At 68.4% G+C, this 20,489-nt stretch carries 24 protein-coding genes; 23 read left to right on the forward strand and 1 reads right to left on the reverse strand.

Annotated elements, in window-relative coordinates; translation table 11 throughout:
• Window positions 1-14: 14 nt before the first annotated feature.
• The 13 genes from DIE03_RS01445 (at window position 15) to DIE03_RS01505 (ending at window position 10,725) form a co-directional block, all read left to right on the forward strand.
• Window positions 15-425 carry a biopolymer transporter ExbD gene (locus DIE03_RS01445; RefSeq protein WP_027780971.1) on the forward strand — a complete coding sequence of 137 codons (411 nt, stop codon included), beginning with the start codon at window positions 15-17 and terminating at the stop codon, window positions 423-425.
• Window positions 426-429: 4 nt separating this feature from the next.
• Complete coding sequence (locus tag DIE03_RS01450; RefSeq protein ID WP_124446754.1) at window positions 430-1,128, forward strand: energy transducer TonB; 699 nt, start codon at window positions 430-432, stop codon at window positions 1,126-1,128.
• Between the two features lie 92 nt (window positions 1,129-1,220).
• On the forward strand, window positions 1,221-3,032 hold the full coding sequence (locus DIE03_RS01455; protein ID WP_124446756.1) for a putative porin: 1,812 nt from the start codon (window positions 1,221-1,223) through the stop codon (window positions 3,030-3,032).
• A gap of 12 nt (window positions 3,033-3,044) precedes the next feature.
• Window positions 3,045-3,716, forward strand: coding sequence for a hypothetical protein (locus tag DIE03_RS01460; RefSeq protein WP_124446758.1), 672 nt, complete (start codon window positions 3,045-3,047; stop codon window positions 3,714-3,716).
• Between the two features lie 59 nt (window positions 3,717-3,775).
• Window positions 3,776-4,363 carry a YbjN domain-containing protein gene (locus tag DIE03_RS01465; RefSeq protein ID WP_124446760.1) on the forward strand — a complete coding sequence of 196 codons (588 nt, stop codon included), beginning with the start codon at window positions 3,776-3,778 and terminating at the stop codon, window positions 4,361-4,363.
• Entirely contained in the window at window positions 4,360-4,779 is a 420-nt protein-coding gene (locus DIE03_RS01470; RefSeq protein ID WP_124446762.1) for a hypothetical protein, read from the forward strand. The genes DIE03_RS01465 and DIE03_RS01470 overlap by 4 nt, the downstream gene beginning before the upstream one ends.
• A 46-nt stretch (window positions 4,780-4,825) precedes the next feature.
• Complete coding sequence (locus tag DIE03_RS01475) at window positions 4,826-5,716, forward strand: peptidylprolyl isomerase (protein WP_124446764.1); 891 nt, start codon at window positions 4,826-4,828, stop codon at window positions 5,714-5,716.
• An 8-nt stretch (window positions 5,717-5,724) separates the two neighbouring features.
• Window positions 5,725-6,552, forward strand: a complete 828-nt coding sequence (locus tag DIE03_RS01480) for a hypothetical protein (protein WP_124446766.1) — start codon at window positions 5,725-5,727, stop codon at window positions 6,550-6,552.
• Between the two features lie 47 nt (window positions 6,553-6,599).
• Window positions 6,600-6,950, forward strand: a complete 351-nt coding sequence (locus DIE03_RS01485; protein ID WP_124446768.1) for a hypothetical protein — start codon at window positions 6,600-6,602, stop codon at window positions 6,948-6,950.
• Window positions 6,951-6,994: 44 nt separating this feature from the next.
• On the forward strand, window positions 6,995-8,416 hold the full coding sequence (locus tag DIE03_RS01490; RefSeq protein WP_124446770.1) for a Do family serine endopeptidase: 1,422 nt from the start codon (window positions 6,995-6,997) through the stop codon (window positions 8,414-8,416).
• Window positions 8,417-8,462: 46 nt separating this feature from the next.
• A complete protein-coding gene (locus DIE03_RS01495; RefSeq protein WP_124446772.1) occupies window positions 8,463-8,951 on the forward strand; it encodes a YbaB/EbfC family DNA-binding protein in 489 nt (162 codons plus the stop codon).
• Between the two features lie 119 nt (window positions 8,952-9,070).
• Entirely contained in the window at window positions 9,071-9,550 is a 480-nt protein-coding gene (gene tecA, locus DIE03_RS01500; protein WP_124446774.1) for a type 6 secretion system effector deamidase TecA, read from the forward strand.
• Between the two features lie 281 nt (window positions 9,551-9,831).
• On the forward strand, window positions 9,832-10,725 hold the full coding sequence (locus DIE03_RS01505; protein ID WP_124446776.1) for an IclR family transcriptional regulator: 894 nt from the start codon (window positions 9,832-9,834) through the stop codon (window positions 10,723-10,725).
• A gap of 100 nt (window positions 10,726-10,825) precedes the next feature.
• Here DIE03_RS01505 and DIE03_RS01510 read toward each other — a convergent pair whose 3' ends face one another.
• Window positions 10,826-11,905 (reverse strand): porin, encoded by a 1,080-nt coding sequence (locus DIE03_RS01510; RefSeq protein WP_124446778.1) that lies wholly within the window; start codon window positions 11,903-11,905, stop codon window positions 10,826-10,828.
• A 446-nt stretch (window positions 11,906-12,351) separates the two neighbouring features.
• On the opposite strand from DIE03_RS01510, the gene DIE03_RS01515 reads away from it, so the two are divergent.
• The 10 genes from DIE03_RS01515 to DIE03_RS01560 are packed head-to-tail and all read left to right on the forward strand — an operon-like array spanning window position 12,352 to window position 20,476.
• Complete coding sequence (locus tag DIE03_RS01515; protein ID WP_124446781.1) at window positions 12,352-12,669, forward strand: non-heme iron oxygenase ferredoxin subunit; 318 nt, start codon at window positions 12,352-12,354, stop codon at window positions 12,667-12,669.
• Window position 12,670: 1 nt separating this feature from the next.
• Complete coding sequence (locus tag DIE03_RS01520; RefSeq protein ID WP_027789383.1) at window positions 12,671-12,982, forward strand: recombinase-like helix-turn-helix domain-containing protein; 312 nt, start codon at window positions 12,671-12,673, stop codon at window positions 12,980-12,982.
• A gap of 60 nt (window positions 12,983-13,042) precedes the next feature.
• On the forward strand, window positions 13,043-14,113 hold the full coding sequence (locus DIE03_RS01525; RefSeq protein ID WP_124446783.1) for an aromatic ring-hydroxylating dioxygenase subunit alpha: 1,071 nt from the start codon (window positions 13,043-13,045) through the stop codon (window positions 14,111-14,113).
• Window positions 14,106-14,876 carry an SDR family oxidoreductase gene (locus DIE03_RS01530; protein ID WP_124446785.1) on the forward strand — a complete coding sequence of 257 codons (771 nt, stop codon included), beginning with the start codon at window positions 14,106-14,108 and terminating at the stop codon, window positions 14,874-14,876. Before DIE03_RS01525 ends, DIE03_RS01530 begins: the two co-directional genes overlap by 8 nt.
• Window positions 14,877-14,905: 29 nt before the next feature.
• Window positions 14,906-15,433: a cupin domain-containing protein gene (locus tag DIE03_RS01535; protein WP_124446787.1), complete on the forward strand. Its 528-nt coding sequence runs from the start codon at window positions 14,906-14,908 to the stop codon at window positions 15,431-15,433.
• Between the two features lie 18 nt (window positions 15,434-15,451).
• Window positions 15,452-16,348, forward strand: a complete 897-nt coding sequence (locus DIE03_RS01540; RefSeq protein WP_124446789.1) for an alpha/beta fold hydrolase — start codon at window positions 15,452-15,454, stop codon at window positions 16,346-16,348.
• On the forward strand, window positions 16,345-17,202 hold the full coding sequence (locus tag DIE03_RS01545; RefSeq protein ID WP_124446791.1) for an IclR family transcriptional regulator: 858 nt from the start codon (window positions 16,345-16,347) through the stop codon (window positions 17,200-17,202). Before DIE03_RS01540 ends, DIE03_RS01545 begins: the two co-directional genes overlap by 4 nt.
• Window positions 17,199-17,996 carry an SDR family oxidoreductase gene (locus tag DIE03_RS01550; protein ID WP_124446793.1) on the forward strand — a complete coding sequence of 266 codons (798 nt, stop codon included), beginning with the start codon at window positions 17,199-17,201 and terminating at the stop codon, window positions 17,994-17,996. Before DIE03_RS01545 ends, DIE03_RS01550 begins: the two co-directional genes overlap by 4 nt.
• Entirely contained in the window at window positions 17,989-19,656 is a 1,668-nt protein-coding gene (locus DIE03_RS01555; RefSeq protein WP_124446795.1) for a thiamine pyrophosphate-binding protein, read from the forward strand. The genes DIE03_RS01550 and DIE03_RS01555 overlap by 8 nt, the downstream gene beginning before the upstream one ends.
• Window positions 19,649-20,476 (forward strand): aspartate dehydrogenase, encoded by an 828-nt coding sequence (locus DIE03_RS01560; RefSeq protein ID WP_124446797.1) that lies wholly within the window; start codon window positions 19,649-19,651, stop codon window positions 20,474-20,476. Before DIE03_RS01555 ends, DIE03_RS01560 begins: the two co-directional genes overlap by 8 nt.
• The last annotated feature ends 13 nt before the right edge of the window (window positions 20,477-20,489 follow it).

Here is a 20,489-nt window from a genome sequence, read left to right on the forward strand (position 1 = left end):
CGCAGGAGACCACCATGCAGGTTCAGGACGACGACAAGCCGTACGACGACATCAACATCACGCCGATGCTCGACCTCGCGTACGTGCTGCTGATCATCTTCATCATCATGACGACCGCGTCGGTGCAGGGCATCAAGGTCGACCTGCCGAAGGCGAGCTCGTCCGCGAGCCTCGCGAAGCCGAAGACGAAGGCGATCACGGTCGCCGATTCGGGGCAGGTGTTCCTCGACGCGTACCCGGTGACGATGGACGAGCTCGAAAGCCGGCTGCGCACCGAGAAGGCGACCAATCCGGAATTCCCGATCGTGCTGAAGGGCGACGCGGCCGTGCAGTACCAGAAGGTCATGGACGTGCTCGACCTGCTGCGCCGCCTCGACCTGTCGCAGGTCGGGCTCGTGACCGGCAAGGCGAAGCAGGGCGGCTAGCGCGATGGAAATGACCTATAACGGCGGCCCGCCGCAGAAAGGCCCCGGCCGCTTCGTGAAGCCGCTGGCGATCGCGCTCGTGCTCGCGGGGCTGGCCGCGCTGATCTGGCATTTCGCGGGCGATACCGCGGGCGTGAAGCGCGTGAGCGCGCCGCAGGTGACGACGGTGATCCCGTTGCCGCCGCCCCCGCCGCCGCCGAAGCAGAAGCCGCCGCCCGAGAAGGTGAAGGAGGAGGTCAAGACGCCGGTCGAGCGGCCGACGATCGCGCCGAAGCCGTCCGAGGCGCCGAAGCCGTCGGACAACCAGCCGAAGCAGATGACGATGAATGCCGATGCGCAGGCCGGCACCGACAGCTTCGGCATCGGCGCGGGCGACGGCTCGGGAATGATCGGCAGCGGCGGAGGCGGCAAGTTCGGCAATGCGAGCTACGCGCAATACATGGTGTACGTGCTGCAGCGCGCGATCGAGCAGGACAAGGGCGTGCAGGACGCCGGCGGTGCGCGCTTCGCGGGCAGCCTGAACCTGTGGATGGATGCGTCGGGGCGGATCACGAAGGTGACGATCGCGCAGTCGACCGGCGACGCGAAGATCGACACGGCCGTCGTCGCGGCGGTGGAGGCGCTCGGCCGGGTCGATGAAGTACCGCCGCCGGCGACGACGTATCCGGTGCTCGTCAGGCTCCAGGGCCGCAAGCCGGCATGACGATGCGCGAGAGAGACCACGCAAGAATCATGGGGCAGCGCCGTCGCACGGATGCTGCCGGAAAAGAAACGAAAATTGTTCGGAGTGCTTCGATGATTCGGAAGATGAACGAACGGGGTGGGGTGCCCCGCAACGGCGCGCTGCCCGCGCGCCTGTCGCGTGTCGGCGCGGCGGTGCTGACGCTCGGGCTGACGTGCACGTCTGCCGCGCACGGGCAATCGCTCGAAGCGCAGGCGGCATCGGGGAAGGCCGCGCCGACGGAAAGCGTGGTGATCAACCTGATCAACCTGCTCGTGAAGCGCGGCGTGCTCACGCAGCAGAACGCCAATGAGCTGATCAGCGAGGCGCGCACGGAAGCCGTGCAGGCGAGGTCGGCGCGCGCGTCGGGCGCGCCGGTCGTGGCGGGCGGCGTGGTCAACCCGCCGACGCAGCCGGGCGACGTCGCGGTGCCGTACGTGCCGCAGCTCGTGCGCGACCAGATCCGCGACCAGGTGAAGCAGGAAGTGATCGCGCAGGCGAAGGCCGAGAACTGGGCGCAGCCGAACACGTTCCCCGACTGGGTGTCGCGCATCAAGCTCGACGGCGACCTGCGCGTGCGCGACGAATATCACTTCTACGGCAGCCGCAACGCGAACAACGTCACGAATTTCGCGGCGATCAACCAGGGCGGCGGGTTCGACATCAACCCGAACACCAACACGACGCAGCTGCCGACGCAGAACACCACGCAGAACCGCAACAACCTGCTGCGCTACCGCGCACGGCTCGGCGTGACGGCGACGCTGTCCGACGAAATGACGGCCGGGCTCCAGCTCGCGAGCGGCAACGACAACGGCCCGGTTTCCACCACGGGAACGGCCGGCGGCGGCTGGGGCAAGAAGAACATCTGGCTGAACAAGGCGTTCTTCGCGTACAAGCCGACGTCGTGGCTGAACCTGACGGCCGGCCGTTTCGACAACCCGTTCTTCAAGTCGGATCTCGTGTTCTCCGACGACCTGATGATGGACGGGCTCGCCGCGAACCTGCGCCATGCGCTGCCGTGGAATCCGGACGTCACGCTGTTCGGCACGCTCGGCGTGTTCCCGATCCAGTACACGAGCGAGAACTTCCCGTCGAACAGCACCGAAAAGGCCGGCAGCGACACGAAGTGGATGTTCGGCGCGCAGTTCGGCGCGGACTGGAAGATCGACGCGAAGAACCGGCTGCGCGGCGCGGTCGCGTACTACGACTTCCAGAACATGCGCGGCACGCTGTCGTCGCCGTGCGCGCTGGGGCAAGGCCCGACGAGCTGCAGCACCGACAACGAGGCGCCCACGTTCATGCAGGGCGGCAACACGCTGATCGCGCTGCGCAACATCGTGCAGAACCCGAACCTCGCGCCGGGAATGACGCCGCAGCCGCAACTGTTCGGGCTTGCGTACAACTACCGGCTGCTCGACCTGAAGGCGCAGTGGGACACGGTGGTGGCCGACCGCTTCAAGCTGCGGCTCGACGGCGAATACGTGCGCAACCTCGCGTACAACGACAACAAGGCGTTCGCGGCGGCGTCGCTGCCGGTCAACAACTATGAATCGACGTCGGTGAGCGCGACGCGCGCCGACTATCGCAGCGGCCCGAACGGCTTCCTCGCGAAGGCGACGGTCGGCGAGCCGGAACCGCGCGAGAAGGGCCAGTGGAATTTCTCGATCGCGTACAAGTACCTGCAGCCGGACGCCGTGCTCGATGCGTTCAACGATCCCGACTTCCATCTCGGCGGCACCAACGCGCGCGGCTACGTGATCGGCGCTGCGTATGCGGTCGCGCGCGACACGTGGGTGTCGGCCCGCTACCTGAGCTCGAAGGAAGTGTACGGGCCGCCGGTGTCGATCGACGTGTTGCAGATCGAGCTCAATGCTCGCTTCTGACCGGAGCCGCGAATGAACACCACCACTCGCAGGATGCTGTCCGCCGCCGTGGCCGGCGCGCTGCTGTTCGCGGCCGGCGGCGCGCATGCGCAGAGCATCGAGGACAAGCTGCGCAGCCAGTTGCGCTCGACCGTGCAGGAGCTGCGCCAGCTGCAGGACGGCCAGGCGCAGTTGCAGAGCGACAAGGCGGCGGCCGAGAAGCAGCGCGACGACGCGCTCGCGCAACTGAAGGCGATGCAGGGTCAGCTTGCGGCGGCCCGCGGCGACTCGGGCGCCGAGGCGGCCGCGAAGCGCGCGCTCGCGCAGGAGCGGGCGGGCCGCGAGCAGGATGCGAAGTCGCTCGCGAAATACAAGGCGTCCTACGAAGACCTGCTCGCGGTGTCGCGCGCCCGCGATGCGCAGCACACGCAACTGCAGAAGGACGCCGCCGCGCGTGACACGCAACTGAAAACCTGCCAGGCACACAATGCCGAGCTGTATCGCGTAGGACACGAGATTCTCGACGCGTACGAGCATGTCGGGATCGGCACGTTCTTCTCGTCGCGGCAGCCGTTCGCGCAGTCGGCGCGCGTGAAGTACGACGATCTCGCGCAACGCTACGGCGACGCGCTGTATGCGGGCAAGTACGACCCGGCCGCACGTGCGGCCGTCGCGGCACCGGCATCGGCTGCAAGCGCACCGTGAGCGGGCAGCCGGGCACGTCATTGAAATTCATCGATTCGTCGAATACGGGGGACACCGACATGCAAGACAAGCAACCGAACGCCGGCGACGAACGCACGGCACACGATGCGCCGATCGAAGCGATCAGCGCCGACCGCCTGGCCGACGTGCTGCGCCGCGCGGGCTACCGCGTGACGGCGGCCGAGCAGAACGGCACGGTGCAGCTGATGAGCGCGAGCCAGGGCATCGGCTTTGCGGTGCGCTTCGGCAACCCGGCAGCGCCGCTTGCGCCGCAGGGTGCCGACACGCCGCTCGCCGCACTGCCGTACATCGACTACACGCTGTCGTGCGTGCTGCAGGTGCAGGGTGACCTGCCGGCCGAACTCGTCGCGGACTGGAACCGCACCAAGCGCTTCGCGCGTCTCGCGAGCCACGGGCAGTTTCTCGCGCTGGAGATGGACGTCGTCGTCGCGGGCGGCGTGTCGGAACGCTACCTGCGTTCGACGATCGAGCTGTGGGACCGGCTGATCCAGGAGTTCCTGCTGCACCTGCGCAATCGTCCCGCGATGGCCGAGCAGGAAGCGGCGGCGCGTGCGGCGGCGGGCGAGCGGCGCGGCGAGGCGGCAACTTCCGCCGCGGCCGGGATCGAGGCGGCCGCGCAATCATGATCGTCGCGCGCCGGATCGGCGCCGCGCTGCGCGCGTGGCTGCCGGGCCGCCCGCGATCCGGCGCGACGGCCGTGCATGATGCGCCCGCCGCGTGGGGCGACTATGCGCAACATACGGCGCGCTGGTTTCAGACGGCGCTCGATGGCGACGATGTCGCCGCGAGCCGCCTGCGCGGCGATGTCGAGCGTTGGGCCGATGCGCTGGCCGATGCCGGCGACGCCGAGCCCGTGCTGCCGGTGCGTGCGTGGCTCGACCGGCGCGGGCGGGTGACGCGCGTCGACAGCGCGGCGGCCGGGCCGGCGGCGCTCGACGCCGCGCTGCACGCTGCGCTCGTTGGCAGGGCGGTCGGCCTGGCGCCGCCGCGCGGGATGGCGCAACCGCTCGTCCTGCGCGTGACGCTGACGGGCGCGCGCTGATGCGGCGTCTGCATTTCAAGAGAGCAATCCAGAGGGCACTCGAACGATGATGACGAAAATGAAGATGCGGGCGATGGTGGCAGGCAGTCTCGTGCTGGGCGCACCGTTCGTCGCGCATGCCCAGGACGACGTGATCGCGAACGCCGCGCAGGCGTCCGTCACGCAGGCCGACTTCGCGGCGCTGTTGAAGACCGTGGGCCCCGAAGGGCGCGAGCGCCTCGCGGCCGATCCGGCGGCGCTGGACCAGGTCGTGCGTGCGACGCTCGCGCAGAAGGCCGTGCTGGCCGAGGCGAAATCGAAGGGCTGGGACAAGCAGGCGCAGGTGCAGGCGGCCGTCGAGCAGGCACAGCGCGACATCGTCGTGCGCAGCTATCTGGCGTCGGTGAACGCGCCGGCGGCCGATTATCCGTCGGACGCGGAGCTCCAGTCCGCGTACGACAAGAACCGCGCGGCGTTCATGGCGCCGCGTGCGCTGCATGTCGCGCAGATCTACATCGCTGTGCCGCCGAACGCGGACGCCGCGACGCTCGACAAGGCGCGCAAGCAGGCGGCCGATCTCGCGAGCCGGGCACGCAGCGGCGATTTTGCGGTGCTGGCGAAGGCGAATTCGCAGGACAAGGCGAGCGCCGCGAACGGCGGCGATCTCGGCTTCGTGCCCGATCAGCTGATGGTGCCGGCGGTCCGCCAGGCGGCCGACGCGCTGAAGCCGGGCCAGGTCTCCGCGCCGATCCAGACGCCGTCCGGCTTTCACGTCGTGAAGCTGATCGAGATACGCGCGGCCGCGCCGCGCCCGCTGGCCGACGTGAAGGAGCAACTGCGCGCGATGCTGCGCGCGCAGCGCACGCAGCAGAATGCACAGGCGTATCTCGCGAAGCTGGCCGCGAACGCGCCCATCAACGAAGACGCGCTGAAGAAAGCGCTCGCGTCCGCCCGGTAGGCGCGCCCATGGAAACCGTCCGTTCGACGCCGCGCGTCGAGGTGCCCGACGCGCGCACGCCGGGGCGGCGTCGCGCGGCCGCCGCCGACCGTCCGCGCATGCCGAAGGCGAACCCGTGGCCGGGCCGGCCCGGCGAGTGGCCGACGCATTGCCCGCTGTGCTTCGGCGCGCTGGAGCCGCTGCCCGGTGCGGGCGGCTATGCGCGGCACCGGAGCGCGCGCTGTTCCGCGCAATGCGTGCTCACGACACGCCAGTATCAACCGGACGAGCTGACGATACGCGGGGCGCGCGACGTGCAGGTCGCGGCGTTGCATCGCGAGCGTTTCGTCGCGCAGTGGCCGCGCCATTACGCGCTGATGCGGCGCGCGTGGCCCGCGCTGACGATCGGGCGTTTCATCGCGGTGATCGCGTGCGTGGATGTCGCGGATCTCTGGTCGTACCGGATGTTGCGCGACGACGATCTCGCGGCCGTGCTGCTCGTGCTGGCCGGCTTCCTGCGCGTGCCGGAGGTGTCGGGCGCCGCTGCGCCGGTCGACGACGCGCGCGCGCCCACGGTGCGATGGGTGCGGTTCTGGTTCGACGCGAGCGTGCGCGACGTCGGCGATCTGTGGACGGCCGGCAGCACCGCGCCGCCGCTGTTTCGCGTCGACTATCGGGAGCCGCTCGTCACGCCGTATCCGACCGGTGCGCAGGTGCACGCGTGGCAGCCGGTCGACGGCATGCGCGACGCGTGGGCGCAGCACGCCGACGCGCATGAACCGGCCGTCGACGCGGCCGAGCGCGCGGCGTTCGAGCGTTTCCTCGCGCGTGCGCAGGCGCCGGGCGCGAGTGTATGAGTGCGAGTGCGGCCGCCGGCGCGATGACATCACTGAAGGAGGCGCGGATGAAGGTGCGACGTAACGGATTCGCGACGATCGTCTGCCTGCTGCTGGCGGCCGGCGCACACGCACCGGCACCGGCCAGCCCCGGATCGGCGGCGAAGCCGGTGTGCGTCGATGCGGAAGTCGACGGCAAGCGCGCGCTGTCGTACGACTGCCTGAGCCAGCAGCTGAAGCCGACGGCCGAGCCGCAGGCGGGCGCATCGCAAACGGATTCGGAGCGGTTGTCGAAGCAGCCGTCGAACCGTCTCGGCACGTTCAACCTGTCGACCGAACGGAACCGCTTCGGCACGAACTGGGGCCGGTCGATCACGCCGCAGCGGCCCGATGCGCCGGTCGCGGTGCCGCCGAAGTGATGCCCGCGCCGCGCGATTGGCCGGAACCGACGAGGAACAGCGACATGAGAGCGGTCAGGCAGACGGGCCGGGCGATGGTGCTGCGGGCAATGGCGGGCATGCTCGCATTCACGTGCGCTTGTACTTGTGCGCCGGCACGGTCGGCCGAGCGCGCCGCGCAGCCCGGTGCCGCACCGCCGACCGCCGCGCTGCCGAACTTCGCCGCGCTGGTCCGGCGTGTCGGTCCGGCCGTCGTCAACATCAGCGTCACGCGCGAAGTCACGCAGATGGGCATCCAGTTGCCGCCCGGCATCGCGCCCGATCATCCGCTCGCGCCGTTTCTCGCGCGGCGCGTGATCGGCAACCGTGAGGAAGTGAGCCTCGGCTCCGGCTTCATCGTCAGTGCGGACGGCGTGATCCTGACCAACCGGCACGTGGTCGGCGACGCCGTCGCCATCGACGTGAAGCTGACCGACAAGCGGCAGTTCAAGGGGCGCGTGATCGGCAGCGATCCCGTGTCCGATGTCGCGGTGATCCGCATCGACGCGCACGACCTGCCGGTCGTCGCGACCGGCGACCCCGCGCGCACGGAAGTCGGCGACTGGGTGATGGCGATCGGCTCGCCGTACGGGTTCGCGAACACGGTCACGCAGGGCATCGTCAGCGCGAAATCGCGTTCGTTGCCCGGCGAGCGCGCGATCCCGTTCATCCAGACCGACGTGCCGATCAATCCCGGCAATTCGGGCGGCCCGCTGTTCGACCTCGGCGGCCGCGTGATCGCGATCAACTCGATGATCTTCTCGAAGACGGGCGGCTACCAGGGGCTCGCGTTCGCGATTCCGATCGATATCGCGCTCGACGTGAAGGACCAGTTGCTGCGCACCGGCAAGGTCACGCGCGGCCGGCTCGGCGTCGCGTTGCAGGAGGTGAGCCAGGCGCTCGCGCGCTCGTTCGGCCTCGCCAGCCCCGACGGCGCGCTGGTCACGATGGTCGAGCCGGACGGCCCGGCCGCGCACGCGGGATTGCAGGCCGGCGACGTCGTGCTCGCAGTCGACGGCAAGCCGGTGGCCGAATCCGCGGACCTGCTCGGCACGGTCGCCGGCATGCGGGCCGGGCGGCAGGCCGACCTGCTCGTGTGGCGTGCCGGCCGCGCGATGCACGTGATCGCGACGGTCGGCGCATTCGACAGCGGTACGGCGTCGGCAGGCGGCGAACAGGGGCCCGCACGGTTCGGGCTCGCGCTGCGCGCGGCGACCGAGCAGGAGCGCGCGCGGCTCGGCGTCGGCCAGGCGCTCGTCGTCGAACAGGCGAGCGGCCAGGCCGCGCGTGCCGGCTTGCAGCCCGGCGATGTCGTGCTGTCGGTCAACGGCACGCCGGTTGCGAGCATCGGCGCGTTGATGACCGAGATCGACGCCGCGCACGGCAACGTCGCGCTGCTCGTCCAGCGCGGCGGCACGCGGCTGTATGTGCCGATCGAGATCGGGTGAGCGGGCGCGGCCGGGCGGCGCGCGCGTGATTGAAATCGGAGGCGGGATGAAGCGAATGCAGGAGCGGGGCGCAACCGGATGGCTGCGGGGAATCGTCATGGCGTGTGCGCTGGTCGCGGGGGCCGCGCCCGCCGTCGCGCAAACCGTCGGCGTGCCGGCCACGTGGATCCGTTATGGCCAACTCGCCGGGCAGCAGTTCCAGGCGTGGCTCGAGGCGGACGGCGCGGCAGCCGACCGGCTGCACCGCTATCTCGAAGCACGCGTGCTGAACGCGCGTGCCGATGCGCCGCCGCCCGCGATCGTCGTGCGCGCGTGGATCGGTGCGAACGGCACCGTCACGCGCGTCGAGTTCGCGTCGCTCGGCGATCCCGATGCGGACGCGACGCTGCGGCAGCTGCTCACGGCCGGCCCGCTGGCGGAACCGCCGCCGCCCGACATGCTGCAGCCGCTGCGCGTGCGCCTGCGGCTTGCGCCGAATCCCGATGCGCAGGCAGTCGATCCGGCGTCGTCACCGGCGGCGGCACGCGCGCCGTAACGAGACGTGACGTGACGTGACGCCCGGAGCCTGGTCGACGCCGGTGGATATCGTAATAAGATATGAAGTTATTGCGTTGGCGGGACGATGGTGTCCGTCTTCCTCACAAGGAGCTATCCATGCAACTGACCCAGCTAGGCGGGCATGTCGCCCAATCCGGCCTCGGCGAACGGCAAAAACACGCGCAAGCGCTGATGTTCGGGATGGCCAACATCAACGAGTACGTATCCGGCGGAGTCTGCTATGACGCCGCGGCCTATGTCCGGTATCTGCTGCGCGCCGACGCGCTGATCTCGCCCGGTACGCTGCTCGACACGATCGGCCAGCTGTGGAAGCCGCGCTTCAATTTCGAGACCGGCGATCAGTGGGACGGGCGTGCGAGCATTCCGGCGGGCACCGCGGTCGGCTTCTCCCGGAACGGCAACGTGTTTCATGCCGCGATCGCCGTCGGCGGCAGCCGGATCCGCGCGATCAACGGCGGCCTGCTGGGCAGCGGCTGGATGTATGCGGTCGATCTTGCGCGGGTGCTGGAGCGGGACCCGGCCGGCGGCTTCACGTACGACCGCGCGAACCTTCGCGTCTACCTGTCGCGCCTGTAGGCACACCGGTGCACCGGCGCGCCATGCCGGGCACGGGCCGGCCGCACCGTTCGGCCAGGCGGGCGTCGGCCCGTCGTCCGGCCATTTCCGCATGGCGTCGCGCCGTCCAACGCTGCTATCCTCTCGACCTTGAATGACACCGCATGGCGGCGTGGCAGCGCATGCTGCGTCGCGGCGATGCGTGCCGGTGCGATCCGGCGCGCGCGCTGAGGTAGCATGACTGAATATCCACGATGATCCATGACCTGTTCCGTGACTGATTTCCTTTCGTCCATGTCCACATGGTCAAGACAACGATGAGCGGCGCACCCGATCCGGCGCCGCCGGGCGACGACGAATCGTCCGGTGGCGCGTCGTCCTACCTGGTGCCGGGGCTCGAACGCGGGCTGCGGATCCTCGCCGAATTCTCCGCGCGCGAGCCCGTGCTCGGCGCGCCGGAGCTGTCGAAGCGCATCGGCATTCCGCGCACGACCACGTTCCGCCTGCTGCAGACGCTCGAGGCGCTCGGTTTCCTCGAGCGCGTGAACGGTGACCGCTATTTCCGGCTCGGCGTCGGCGTGCTGCGGCTCGGCTTCGAATACCTGAATTCGCTCGAACTGACTGATCTCGGCACGCCCGTGCTCGAACGGCTGCGCGATGCGACCGGCCTGTCGACGCACCTGCTGATCCGCGACCAGCGCGACGTCGTGTTCGTCGCGAAGGCGCAGAGCAATACGTCGATGTTCGGTTCGGTGAAGGTGCACGTCGGCACGCGCCTGCCCGCGCACGCCACCGTGCACGGCCACGTGCTGATGGGCGACCTGACGCGCGATGCGCTGCGTCAGCTCTATCCGGAGAAAAAGCTCGAGCAGTTCACCGAGCGCACGCCGGGCAGCGTCGATGAATTGTATGAACGCGTGCGCCACTACGCGCGGCTCGGCTACGCGGTCAGCGAGGCGGCGTTCGAGAGCGGCATTTCCGCCGTGACGGCGCCCGTGCGCGATCAGTCGGGCTCGATCGTCGCGGCGATCACCGCGACGGTGCCGCGTTCGGAGATCGGCGAGGCCGGCGAGAAGGAGCGGCTCGTCGAAGCCGTGTGCGGCGCGGCGGTCGACCTGTCGCAGCGGCTGAACTACCGTCCGCTCGAAAGCGACCCGACGTTCGCGCATGCGCGCCACAAGGTCGCGATGTTCTGACGCGCGCTCATTGGACGGGCCGCTGCACGCGGCATCGCAAACGAAAAAGAGCGGCCCGCGGGCCGCTCTTTTCATTTCCGGCATCGAATCCCGGCACCGCTCAGAACGAGTGGTGGATGCCGGTCAGCACGATCACCTGGTTCGCGGTGCTCGACACGCCGGCCGTGAAGAACGCAGCCTTGGCGCCGCCCGAGCCGTGTTCGTAGAGCACGTTCGCATAGAGCTGCGTGCGTTTCGACAGCGCGTAGATGTCGCCGAGCTCGACCTGCGTCCAGCGGCGGCCGGCCAGTGTCGTCGTCGCCGCACCGCCCGCGATCGTGTTGAACGCGCTGCTGCGGTAGTTCACGCCCGCGTCGTAGCTCTGGAACGTATCCGAAAAGCCGTTCGACTGCATCTTCGTGCGCGTGTAGAGACCATGGACGAGGAAGTCGCCGAACTGGTAGGACGCGCCCGCGCCGATGTTCTCGACCTTGCTCGCGAGATAGCCGTTCGCGGTGTTCTGCCCCTGGAACGACGTGATACCGGTCGTGCCGATCAGGATCGAGCGGTCGTGCTCGTTCGAGTACACGGCCGACGCCTTGAACGGCCCGTTCGCGTAGTTCAGCGCGACGCCGACCGACTTGCCGGTCGAGAAGTTCGTCGTGTTGCCGAGCGCCAGCGTGGCCGCGGCCGAGAAGCCCGCGAAGGTCGGCGAACGGTACTTGATCGCGTTGTTGTACGGCACGTTGCCGGTCGCGGCGAGCCCGTCGATGTTGCCGGGGTGGAACGCGTACCAGCTCAACGCGAGGTAGGCCGTGCTGAGCGGATCGAGATAGTCGAACGACAGCGGCGTCTGGCGGCCGAGCGTCAGCGTGCCGTAGCGGTCCGAGCTGAGGCCGACGAATGCCGCGCGGTTCCAGATCGTGTTCGCGGTCGCGAACTGGCCGTTGTTCGTATAGAAGCCGTTTTCGAGCTGGAAGATTGCCGACAGGCCGCTGCCGAGATCTTCCTTGCCCTTCAGGCCCCACCGGTCGGGCTGGGTGTTGCCCTGGATCATCGCCCACTTTGCATGGCCGCCGACGTTGTTTACGTAGGCGACGCCCGCATCGAGGCTGCCGTACAGCGTCACGCTGCTCTGCGCCCATGCGCCGGACGCGGCGCCCAATCCGATCACTGCTGCTGCTACCGCATGCTTGATCATTTGATCTCCTGAATCTCCAACCTGATGAAAACGTGCCGTGGCGTCGTGCGCGGGGACGGCCGTCCATTGCGCAGGGATTCGCCACGTGGCGGGCATTTGTGTGTTCCATATAAGGAACAATGTGCCTCTGGTGGAATGAAGTATAGAGGCGTCAAGCGCCGGATCAAAAATAATTTTTTCGGGACGGAAGGGTTTCGTGTCGATGCCCGACGGCGGTGCGGCATGTCTCGAAAAAGACGATAAATCCCTGTCGAACAACAAAAAATTACATTCGACAAGGTAATCGGGAGCGATTGCCAACCAGACGGTCAGTGTTTTCCCTAGGACATGCAGCTTTTTGTTTTGCTCGTGGAAAGTCACTTCTATAATCACCATCCATAAACTGATGTTCCTAATATGGAACAAATCGGAACAAACCGAGAGTCGATCAGAAGGAAGGGTGTGAGATGTCTGAGCAATGGATTTGCGCCGGTCACGCCGGCGCGCTGTCGGAAGACACGCCGATCGAGTTCAAGCGGACCGACGGCGTCGAAATCGGGATCTACCGCGTCGGCGACGACGTGTATGCGCTCGAGAACGTGTGCCCGCATGCGTACGCGCTGCTGACGCAGGGGTTCGTCGACGAGGGTACGGTCGAATGCCCGCTGCACGAGGCCGTGTTCGACATCAGGACGGGCGCATGCCTGAAGGGTCCGGGCGGACGCGCGCTGAAGCAGTACGCGGTGCGCCTCGCCGGTGAAGAAATCCAGATCAAGGTGGAATGACATGAAAGAAGCGACCGTCAACTTCAATCCCTTCCTGAAGCCGTGGGTGGCGCCGCAGCCGAACAACGTCGCGGGCAAGGGGCAGATCGAGATCCCCGGGCAGGTCGAGAACCAGGTCTGGCAGAACCGCAAGGCCGCACCGACGCAGTACGAGAACGACCTCGGCGACGCGCTCGAGCGCGTGTTCGAAGCCGGCGCAACCGAGCTGGACGACGTCGTCGCGGGCCTGAACCGCATCGGCTTCCGCGCACCGGACGGCACCGCGTGGACCGCGGAGCGCTTCCGCGCCGAAATGGCCTCGCTGGCGGAATGAACGCACCGACCGCGCCGCGCGCCTGAGCGCCGACCCGACAACCGCATCCGGAGCACACTGATGACGTCCCCCGTACAACACGCAGTCCAACACGACCCGGTCCGTGACTATCTCGACCGCGGCATCAAGAACTACTGGTATCCCGTTGCACCGAGCTGGCAGGTGTCGAACGCGCCCGTCGGCCTCACGCGCCTGTCCGAGCAAATCGTGCTGTGGCGCGATCACGACGGCAAGGTCCACGCTCTGGAAGATCGCTGCCCGCACCGCGGCGCGCGCCTGTCGCTCGGCTGGAACCTCGGCGGCAACATCGCGTGCTGGTATCACGGCATCGAAGTCGACGGCGGCGGCACGGTCAATCGCGTGCCGGCCGTGTCGAACTGTCCGCTCGAAGGCACGAAGTGCGTGAAGTCGTATCCGGTCGAAGAGAAGGCCGGCGCGATCTTCCTGTGGTTCGGCGATGAAGCGCACGGCGAGCCGGCGCCGCTGAACCTGCCCGAGGAACTGGTCGCCGACGAGTACGGCCACTTCCTGTGCGTGTCGAACTGGAAGTGCAATTACCAGTACGCGATCGACAACGTGATGGACCCGATGCACGGCGCGTATCTGCACGCCACCTCGCACTCGATGGCCGAAGGCGACAAGCAGGCCGACATGCGCGTGCGCAAGACGGAAACGGGCCTGATGTTCGAGAAGATCGGCCAGCGCGACGTGAACTTCGACTGGGTCGAGCTCGGCGAAACGGGCTGCCTGTGGATGCGCCTCGCGATTCCGTACAAGCAGAAGTTCGGCCCGGGCGGCAACTTCGGGATCATCGGCTTCGCGACGCCGGTCGACGGCGACAACTGCCAGGTCTATTTCTGGCGGACGCGCAAGGTCAGCGGCTGGCAGCGCGACGTGTGGCGCTTCATGTACCGCAACCGCCTCGAAGGCCTGCACTGGGACGTGCTCGAGCAGGACCGCTACGTCCTCGAAAGCCTCGCGCCGCACGCGCGCGATCACGAATACCTGTACCAGCACGACGTCGGCATCACGCGCGTGCGCCGGATGCTGCGCCAGCGTGCGCAGGAACACCTGTCCGCACTCGATGCACATCGCGCGGCACAGGCCGCGTCGGAGCCCGCGCATGGCTGAGCTCGCTCCGGTCGTGTCGCTGCCGGGGCGCCGCGTGCTCGTCACGGGCGGTGCGCGCGGGCTCGGCGCGGCGTTTGTGAAGGCGCTCGTCGTAGCCGGCGCGCAGGTCGCGTTCGGCGACGTGCTCGTCGACGAGGGCCGTGCGCTGGCCGCCGAACTCACGCAAGCCGGCCACGTCGCGCATTTCTTCGCGCTCGACCTCGCCGATCCGGCCAGCATCGACGCGTTCGTCGCGCAGGGCGCGGCGGCGCTCGGCGGCATCGACGCACTGATCAACAACGCGGCGATCACGAACTCGGGCGGCAAGCTGTCCACGGAGCTCGACGTGTCGACGTGGGACGCCGTGATGAACGTGAACGTGCGCGGCGTGTGGCTCGTCAGCAATGCAGCGCTGCCGCACCTCGCGCAGTCGGGCCGCGGCGCGATCGTGAACCTCGCGTCGGACACCGCGCTGTGGGGCGCGCCGAAGCTGCTCGCGTACGTCGCGAGCAAGGGCGCGGTGATCGCGATGACGCATGCGCAGGCACGCGAGTTCGGCGCGCACGGCGTGACGGTCAACGCGATCGCGCCGGGGCTCACCGAAGTCGAGGCGACCGCCTACGTACCGGCCGAGCGTCATGCGTTCTACCTGCAGGGCCGCGCGCTGACACGCGCGCAGGTGCCCGACGACGTTACGGGCCCCGTGCTGTTCCTGCTGTCGGACGGCGCGCGCTTCGTGACGGGTCAATTGCTGCCGGTGAACGGCGGCTTCGTAATGAATTGATGTTTTCACACTGAATGAAGGAGAGGACGATGGCGGACGCCGATCTCGAACGCAAGTCGTGGGACCAGCCGGAAGGCGCAAGCTTCGACGACTGGATGGAAGGGCGCGTCGCGCGTTACGCGACGCGGCGCTACGACTGGGACGCGCTGAAGTTCCAGGCCGACTACGACCCGAAGTACCGCCGTGCGCAGATGCGCTACGTCGGCACGGGCGGCACGGGCGTCGCGAAGGACGTCAACACGGTGCCGGCCGGCGGCTTCACGTTCTCGACGATGGTCATCCCGGCCGGCAACATCGGCCCGAGCCACATCCACATGGACGTCGAGGAAATCTTCTTCGTGCTGCGCGGCAAGATGAAGGTGATCTGCGAGCGCGACGGCGAGACCTGGGAAGCGGTCCTCGGCGAGCGCGACCTGATCTCGGTGCCGCCGGGCGTGTATCGCACGGAAATCAACATCGGCGAGGAAGATGCGCTGATGTGCGTGATGCTCGGTTCGCCGAAGCCGGTCACGCCGACGTATCCGCCCGATTCGCCGCTCGCGAAGATCAAGCGTTGAGACGGAGCCGGTGAAGCAATGAGTGTCATCGACAAACGTGAACGCGACCGCACCGCGGCGTTCGCTGCGCTGCTCGGGCGGTTTCCCGAGCAGCGTTGCGCAACCGGCGCGGCGGGCACGATCGGCTACCGCGAGGCCGGCGCGCAGCATGCGGGCCGTGCGCTGCCCGTCGTGCTGCTGCACGGGATCGGCTCGGGCGCCGCATCGTGGGTCCGCCAGCTCGACACGCTCGGCGCGTCGCGCCGCGTGCTCGCGTGGGATGCGCCCGGCTACGGCGTGTCGACGCCCGTGCACGGCGCGTCGCCGGCCGCCGCCGATTACGCGGCATCGCTTGACGCGTGGCTCGAGGCACTCGGCATCGAGCGTTGCGTGCTGGTCGGTCATTCGCTCGGCGCGATCATTGCGGGCGGTCTCGCCCGCGTGATGCCCGCGCGGATCGCCGGCCTGCTGCTCGTGTCGCCCGCGGGCGGCTACGGCAGCGCACCGGCCGAAACGCGCGAATCGCGCCGCGACGCGCGGCTCGCGATGCTCGCGGAACTCGGCCCGGCCGGGCTCGCCGAGCAGCGCAGCGGCAACATGCTGTCCGGTTTCGCGAACGAGGATGCAAAGGCGTGGGTGCGCTGGAACATGGCGCGCATCGTGCCGGCCGGCTACGCGCAGGCCACGCATCTGCTCGCGAACGCCGATCTCGCCGCCGATCTCGCCGGCTTTCGCGGTCGTACGGCCGTGGCCGTCGGTGCGAACGACGCGATCACGCCGCCCGCCGCGTGCGAGCGGATCGCCGCGGCCGCGCACGTCGCGCTGCAGGTGATTCCGCAAGCCGGTCATGCCGGCTACGTGGAGGCACCGGCCGTTTATTCCGCGCTGATCGAAACGTTCTGCCGCCAGTGCGACCAACAGCGGGGGCAGGCATGAGCGAACCGCTGGAACAACCGGTTTCCGACAACGCGAAGTCCGACGCCGGCTATGTGGTGCCCGGCCTCGAGCGCGGGTTGCGGATCCTCGCCGAATTCTCGCCGCGCGAGCCCGTGCTCGGCGCGCCCGAATTGTCGAAGCGGCTCGGCATTCCGCGCACGACGGTGTTCCGTCTGCTGCAGACGCTGGAATCGCTCGGCTTCCTCGAGCGTGCGGACAAGGATCGCAACTACAAGCTCGGGATCGCCGTGCTGCGGCTCGGCTTCGAATACCTGAGCTCGCTGGAGCTGACCGATCTCGGCCTGCCGGTGATCGAAAGCCTGCGCGATGCGACCGGCTTCACGACGCACATCGTGATCCGCGACGGCCGCGACGTGGTGTTCGTCGCGAAGGCGCAGAGCCAGTCGCCGGTGTTCAGCTCGATCCGCGTGAACGTCGGCACGCGCCTGCCCGCGCATGCGACGACCCACGGCCACGTGCTGATGGGCGACCTGTCGCTGAAGGAGCTGCACGCGCTGTATCCGGAAGGCGCGCTGAACCGGATGACGAACGCGACGCCGGAAACGGTCGACGCGCTGTACGAAGTAATCCGCGAGGATGCACTGCGCGGCTACGGCGTCAGCAATTCGTCGTTCGAGCGCGGGATTTCGGTGGTGACGGCGCCGGTGCGAAACGAGACGCAGAAGATCGTCGCGTGCATCACGGTGACGGTGCCGCGTCCGGAAATCGACGCGGCGCTGATCGCGGACGGACTGATCGACAAGGTGCAGCGCGCGGCGGCGGAACTGTCGCGGCGGCTCAATTACCGCTCGGATGACGAGCACACGTTTCTGAAAGCATTAGGACTCCGATGATCCAGATCGATCTGACCGGGCAGGTTGCGGTAGTGACGGGCGGTTCGTCCGGCATTGGCCTCGCGACGGCCGAACGGTTTCTGCAGGCCGGTGCGTCGGTTGCCATCTGCGGCCGCGACAGCGACCGCCTTGCACGCGCCGAAGCGATGCTGCGCGACAAGTACGCCGATGCGCAACTGCTGGCCGCACGCTGCAACGTGCTCGACGAAGCCGACGTGACTGCGTTCGCACAAGCGGTATCCGCCCGCTTCGGCCGCGCCGACATGCTGGTCAACAACGCCGGCCAGGGCCGCGTGTCGACCTTCGCGGATACGACCGACGACGCATGGCGCGAAGAACTCGAACTGAAGTACTTCAGTATCATCCGCCCGACGCGTGCGTTCCTGCCGCTGCTGCGCGACGCTCAGGCGCCGACGATCACCTGCGTGAACTCGCTGCTTGCATTGCAGCCCGAGCCGCACATGGTCGCGACGTCGTCGGCGCGCGCGGGCGTGCTGAGCCTCGTGAAGTCGCTCGCGACCGAGCTGGCGCCGCAACGCATCCGCGTGAACTCGATCCTGATCGGCATCGTCGAGTCGGGGCAGTGGCGCCGTCGCTACGAAACGCAGGCACAACCCGGCGAAAGCTGGGAAGACTGGACGGGCGCGCTCGCCCGCAAGAAGAACATTCCGCTGAATCGCTTCGGCAAGCCTGACGAGGCCGCCTGGGCACTGTTTTATCTCGCAACGCATCTGTCGTCGTACACGACGGGCAGCCATATCGACGTTTCTGGAGGCTTTGCACGCCATGTCTAAAAAAACCACGGTTGGCGAGCTGATTGCCGCCTTTCTCGAGCAGTGCGGCGTGAAAACCGCATTCGGTGTCATCTCGATCCACAACATGCCGATCCTCGACGCGATCAACTCGCGCGGCAACATCCGGTATGTCGGCGCGCGCGGTGAAGCCGGTGCGTTGAACATGGCCGACGGCCTGGCCCGCGTGTCGGGCGGCCTCGGCGTCGCGTTCACGAGCACGGGCACGGCGGCCGGCAACGCGGCCGGCGCGATGGTCGAGGCACTGACGGCCGGCACCGCGCTGCTGCACGTGACGGGGCAGATCGAGACGCCTTACCTCGATCAGGATCTGGCGTACATCCACGAAGCCCCCGACCAGCTGTCGATGCTCGACTCGATCTCGAAGGCCGCGTTCCGCGTGCGGACGGTCGAAACCGTGCTGCCGACGATCCGCGAAGCCGTGCGCATCGCGCAAACCGCGCCGACGGGCCCCGTATCGGTCGAGATTCCGATCGACATCCAGGCGGCCGAAATCGAGTGGCCGGAGGACCTCGCGCCGGCACATGTCGCGGTGCACGAGCACGATTCCGCACGCGTCGCGAAGCTCGCCGACGCACTCGCGGCGAAGCGCCGCCCGCTGCTGTGGCTCGGCGGCGGCGCGCGCCATGCACGCGCGGAAGTCGAGCGTCTCGTGAAGCTCGGTTTCGGCGTCGTGACGAGCGTGCAGGGCCGCGGCGTGCTGCCCGAGGATCACCCGGCGACGCTCGGCGCGTTCAACGTGCATGCGGCCGTCGAAGCGTTCTACAAGACCTGCGACGCGCTCGTGGTCGTCGGTTCGCGCCTGCGCGGCAACGAGACGCTGAAATACAAGCTCGCGCTGCCGCAGCCGCTGTTCCGCGTCGATGCCGACGCGCTCGCCGACAACCGCGGCTATCGCAACGAACTGTTCGTGCATGGCGATTCGAAGCGCGTGCTGGCCGAGCTGGCCGATCGCCTCGAAGGCCGCCTGTCGGTCGATCCGCAATTCGCGGCCGATCTCGCGGCGGCGCGCGAGCAGGCCGTCGCCAGCGTGGCGGAGGGCCTCGGGCCCTACAAGAAGCTCGTCGACACGCTGCAGGGTGCGATCGGCCGCGACTACAACTGGGTGCGTGACGTGACGATCTCGAACAGCACGTGGGGCAATCGCCTGCTGAAGATCTTCGAGCCGCGCTCGGGCGTGCATGCGCTCGGCGGCGGCATCGGCCAGGGCATCCAGATGGGCATCGGCGCGGCGCTCGCGGGCGCGGCCGCGAAGACGGTCTGCCTGGTCGGCGACGGCGGCCTGATGGTCAACGTCGGCGAGCTCGTCACGGCCGTGCAGGAAAACGCGAACGTGATGATCGTGCTGATGAACGACCAGTGCTACGGCGTGATCCGCAACATCCAGGACGCGCACTACGGCGGCCGCCGCTGCTTCGTGCAGCTGCACCAGCCCGATTTCGCGCAGTTCTGCGCGAGCTTCGGCCTCGCGCACTACCGGATCACGTCGCTCGACGACGCAGAAGCGATCGTGCGCGAAGGAATGGCGCAGGAAGGGCCGGTGATGGTCGAAGTCGACATGCTGTCGGTCGGCTCGTTCGCATCGAACTTCGCGGGCCCGCCGGTGAAGAAGGAAGAACCGACGGAGCGCCAGTATGCGTAACGGGCAAAAGCGGGACCACGCACCCGTCGACGTCGCGATGATCGGTTTCGGTGCGATCGGCGCGGCCGTGTACCGCGCGGTCGAGCACGATGCGTCGCTGCGCGTCGCGCACGTGATCGTGCCGGAACACCAGCGCGCGGCGGTGCAGGGCGTGCTCGGCAGCGCGGTGGAGGTCGTGTCGTCGGTCGACGCATTGGCCCGCCGCCCCGAGTTCGCGCTCGAATGCGCCGGTCACGGCGCGCTCGTCGATCACGTCGTGCCGCTCCTGAAGGCCGGCACCGACTGCGCGGTCGCCTCGATCGGCGCGCTGTCCGATCTCGCGCTGCTCGACCTGCTGTCGCAGGCGGCCGAGGAAGGCGGCACGACGGTGACGCTGCTGTCGGGCGCGATCGGCGGCATCGACGCGCTGGCGTCCGCGAAGCAGGGCGGGCTCGACGAAGTGCTGTACGTCGGCCGCAAGCCGCCGCTCGGCTGGCTCGGTACGCCGGCCGAGGCATTGTGCGACCTGCATGCGATGACCGGGGAACAGGTGATCTTCGAAGGCACCGCGCGCGACGCCGCGCGGCTGTATCCGAAGAACGCGAACGTCGCGGCAACCGTCGCGCTGGCGGGCCTCGGCCTCGACGCGACGCGCGTGCGCCTGATTGCCGATCCGGCGGTCGAGCGCAACGTGCACCGCTTCACCGCGCGCGGCGCGTTCGGCGAGATGTCGCTGGAGATGAGCGGCAAGCCGCTGCCCGACAACCCGAAGACGTCCGCGCTGACGGCGTTCAGCGCGATCCGCGCGCTGCGCAACCGCGCGGCCCGCTGCGTGATCTGACCGGGCCTTGGAC

Origin of the sequence: Burkholderia sp. Bp8992 (assembly GCF_003853705.1) — a bacterium.
Classification (GTDB): Bacteria; Pseudomonadota; Gammaproteobacteria; order Burkholderiales; family Burkholderiaceae; genus Burkholderia.

What these genes read in the sequence shown, in the direction of transcription:
- DIE03_RS01455 (WP_124446756.1), top strand. Translation starts at nt 1,221, where the DNA reads ATGATTCGGAAGATGAACGAACGGGGTGGGGTGCCCCGCAACGGCGCG.
- DIE03_RS01550 (WP_124446793.1), top strand. Translation starts at nt 17,199, where the DNA reads ATGATCCAGATCGATCTGACCGGGCAGGTTGCGGTAGTGACGGGCGGT.
- DIE03_RS01465 (WP_124446760.1), top strand. Translation starts at nt 3,776, where the DNA reads ATGCAAGACAAGCAACCGAACGCCGGCGACGAACGCACGGCACACGAT.
- DIE03_RS01515 (WP_124446781.1), top strand. Translation starts at nt 12,352, where the DNA reads ATGTCTGAGCAATGGATTTGCGCCGGTCACGCCGGCGCGCTGTCGGAA.
- DIE03_RS01540 (WP_124446789.1), top strand. Translation starts at nt 15,452, where the DNA reads ATGAGTGTCATCGACAAACGTGAACGCGACCGCACCGCGGCGTTCGCT.
- DIE03_RS01470 (WP_124446762.1), top strand. Translation starts at nt 4,360, where the DNA reads ATGATCGTCGCGCGCCGGATCGGCGCCGCGCTGCGCGCGTGGCTGCCG.
- DIE03_RS01485 (WP_124446768.1), top strand. Translation starts at nt 6,600, where the DNA reads ATGAAGGTGCGACGTAACGGATTCGCGACGATCGTCTGCCTGCTGCTG.
- DIE03_RS01475 (WP_124446764.1), top strand. Translation starts at nt 4,826, where the DNA reads ATGATGACGAAAATGAAGATGCGGGCGATGGTGGCAGGCAGTCTCGTG.
- DIE03_RS01560 (WP_124446797.1), top strand. Translation starts at nt 19,649, where the DNA reads ATGCGTAACGGGCAAAAGCGGGACCACGCACCCGTCGACGTCGCGATG.
- DIE03_RS01510 (WP_124446778.1), bottom strand. Translation starts at nt 11,905, where the DNA reads ATGATCAAGCATGCGGTAGCAGCAGCAGTGATCGGATTGGGCGCCGCG.
- DIE03_RS01495 (WP_124446772.1), top strand. Translation starts at nt 8,463, where the DNA reads ATGAAGCGAATGCAGGAGCGGGGCGCAACCGGATGGCTGCGGGGAATC.
- DIE03_RS01555 (WP_124446795.1), top strand. Translation starts at nt 17,989, where the DNA reads ATGTCTAAAAAAACCACGGTTGGCGAGCTGATTGCCGCCTTTCTCGAG.
- DIE03_RS01480 (WP_124446766.1), top strand. Translation starts at nt 5,725, where the DNA reads ATGGAAACCGTCCGTTCGACGCCGCGCGTCGAGGTGCCCGACGCGCGC.
- DIE03_RS01525 (WP_124446783.1), top strand. Translation starts at nt 13,043, where the DNA reads ATGACGTCCCCCGTACAACACGCAGTCCAACACGACCCGGTCCGTGAC.
- DIE03_RS01450 (WP_124446754.1), top strand. Translation starts at nt 430, where the DNA reads ATGGAAATGACCTATAACGGCGGCCCGCCGCAGAAAGGCCCCGGCCGC.
- DIE03_RS01520 (WP_027789383.1), top strand. Translation starts at nt 12,671, where the DNA reads ATGAAAGAAGCGACCGTCAACTTCAATCCCTTCCTGAAGCCGTGGGTG.
- DIE03_RS01460 (WP_124446758.1), top strand. Translation starts at nt 3,045, where the DNA reads ATGAACACCACCACTCGCAGGATGCTGTCCGCCGCCGTGGCCGGCGCG.
- DIE03_RS01505 (WP_124446776.1), top strand. Translation starts at nt 9,832, where the DNA reads ATGGTCAAGACAACGATGAGCGGCGCACCCGATCCGGCGCCGCCGGGC.
- DIE03_RS01445 (WP_027780971.1), top strand. Translation starts at nt 15, where the DNA reads ATGCAGGTTCAGGACGACGACAAGCCGTACGACGACATCAACATCACG.
- DIE03_RS01490 (WP_124446770.1), top strand. Translation starts at nt 6,995, where the DNA reads ATGAGAGCGGTCAGGCAGACGGGCCGGGCGATGGTGCTGCGGGCAATG.
- tecA (WP_124446774.1), top strand. Translation starts at nt 9,071, where the DNA reads ATGCAACTGACCCAGCTAGGCGGGCATGTCGCCCAATCCGGCCTCGGC.
- DIE03_RS01545 (WP_124446791.1), top strand. Translation starts at nt 16,345, where the DNA reads ATGAGCGAACCGCTGGAACAACCGGTTTCCGACAACGCGAAGTCCGAC.
- DIE03_RS01530 (WP_124446785.1), top strand. Translation starts at nt 14,106, where the DNA reads ATGGCTGAGCTCGCTCCGGTCGTGTCGCTGCCGGGGCGCCGCGTGCTC.
- DIE03_RS01535 (WP_124446787.1), top strand. Translation starts at nt 14,906, where the DNA reads ATGGCGGACGCCGATCTCGAACGCAAGTCGTGGGACCAGCCGGAAGGC.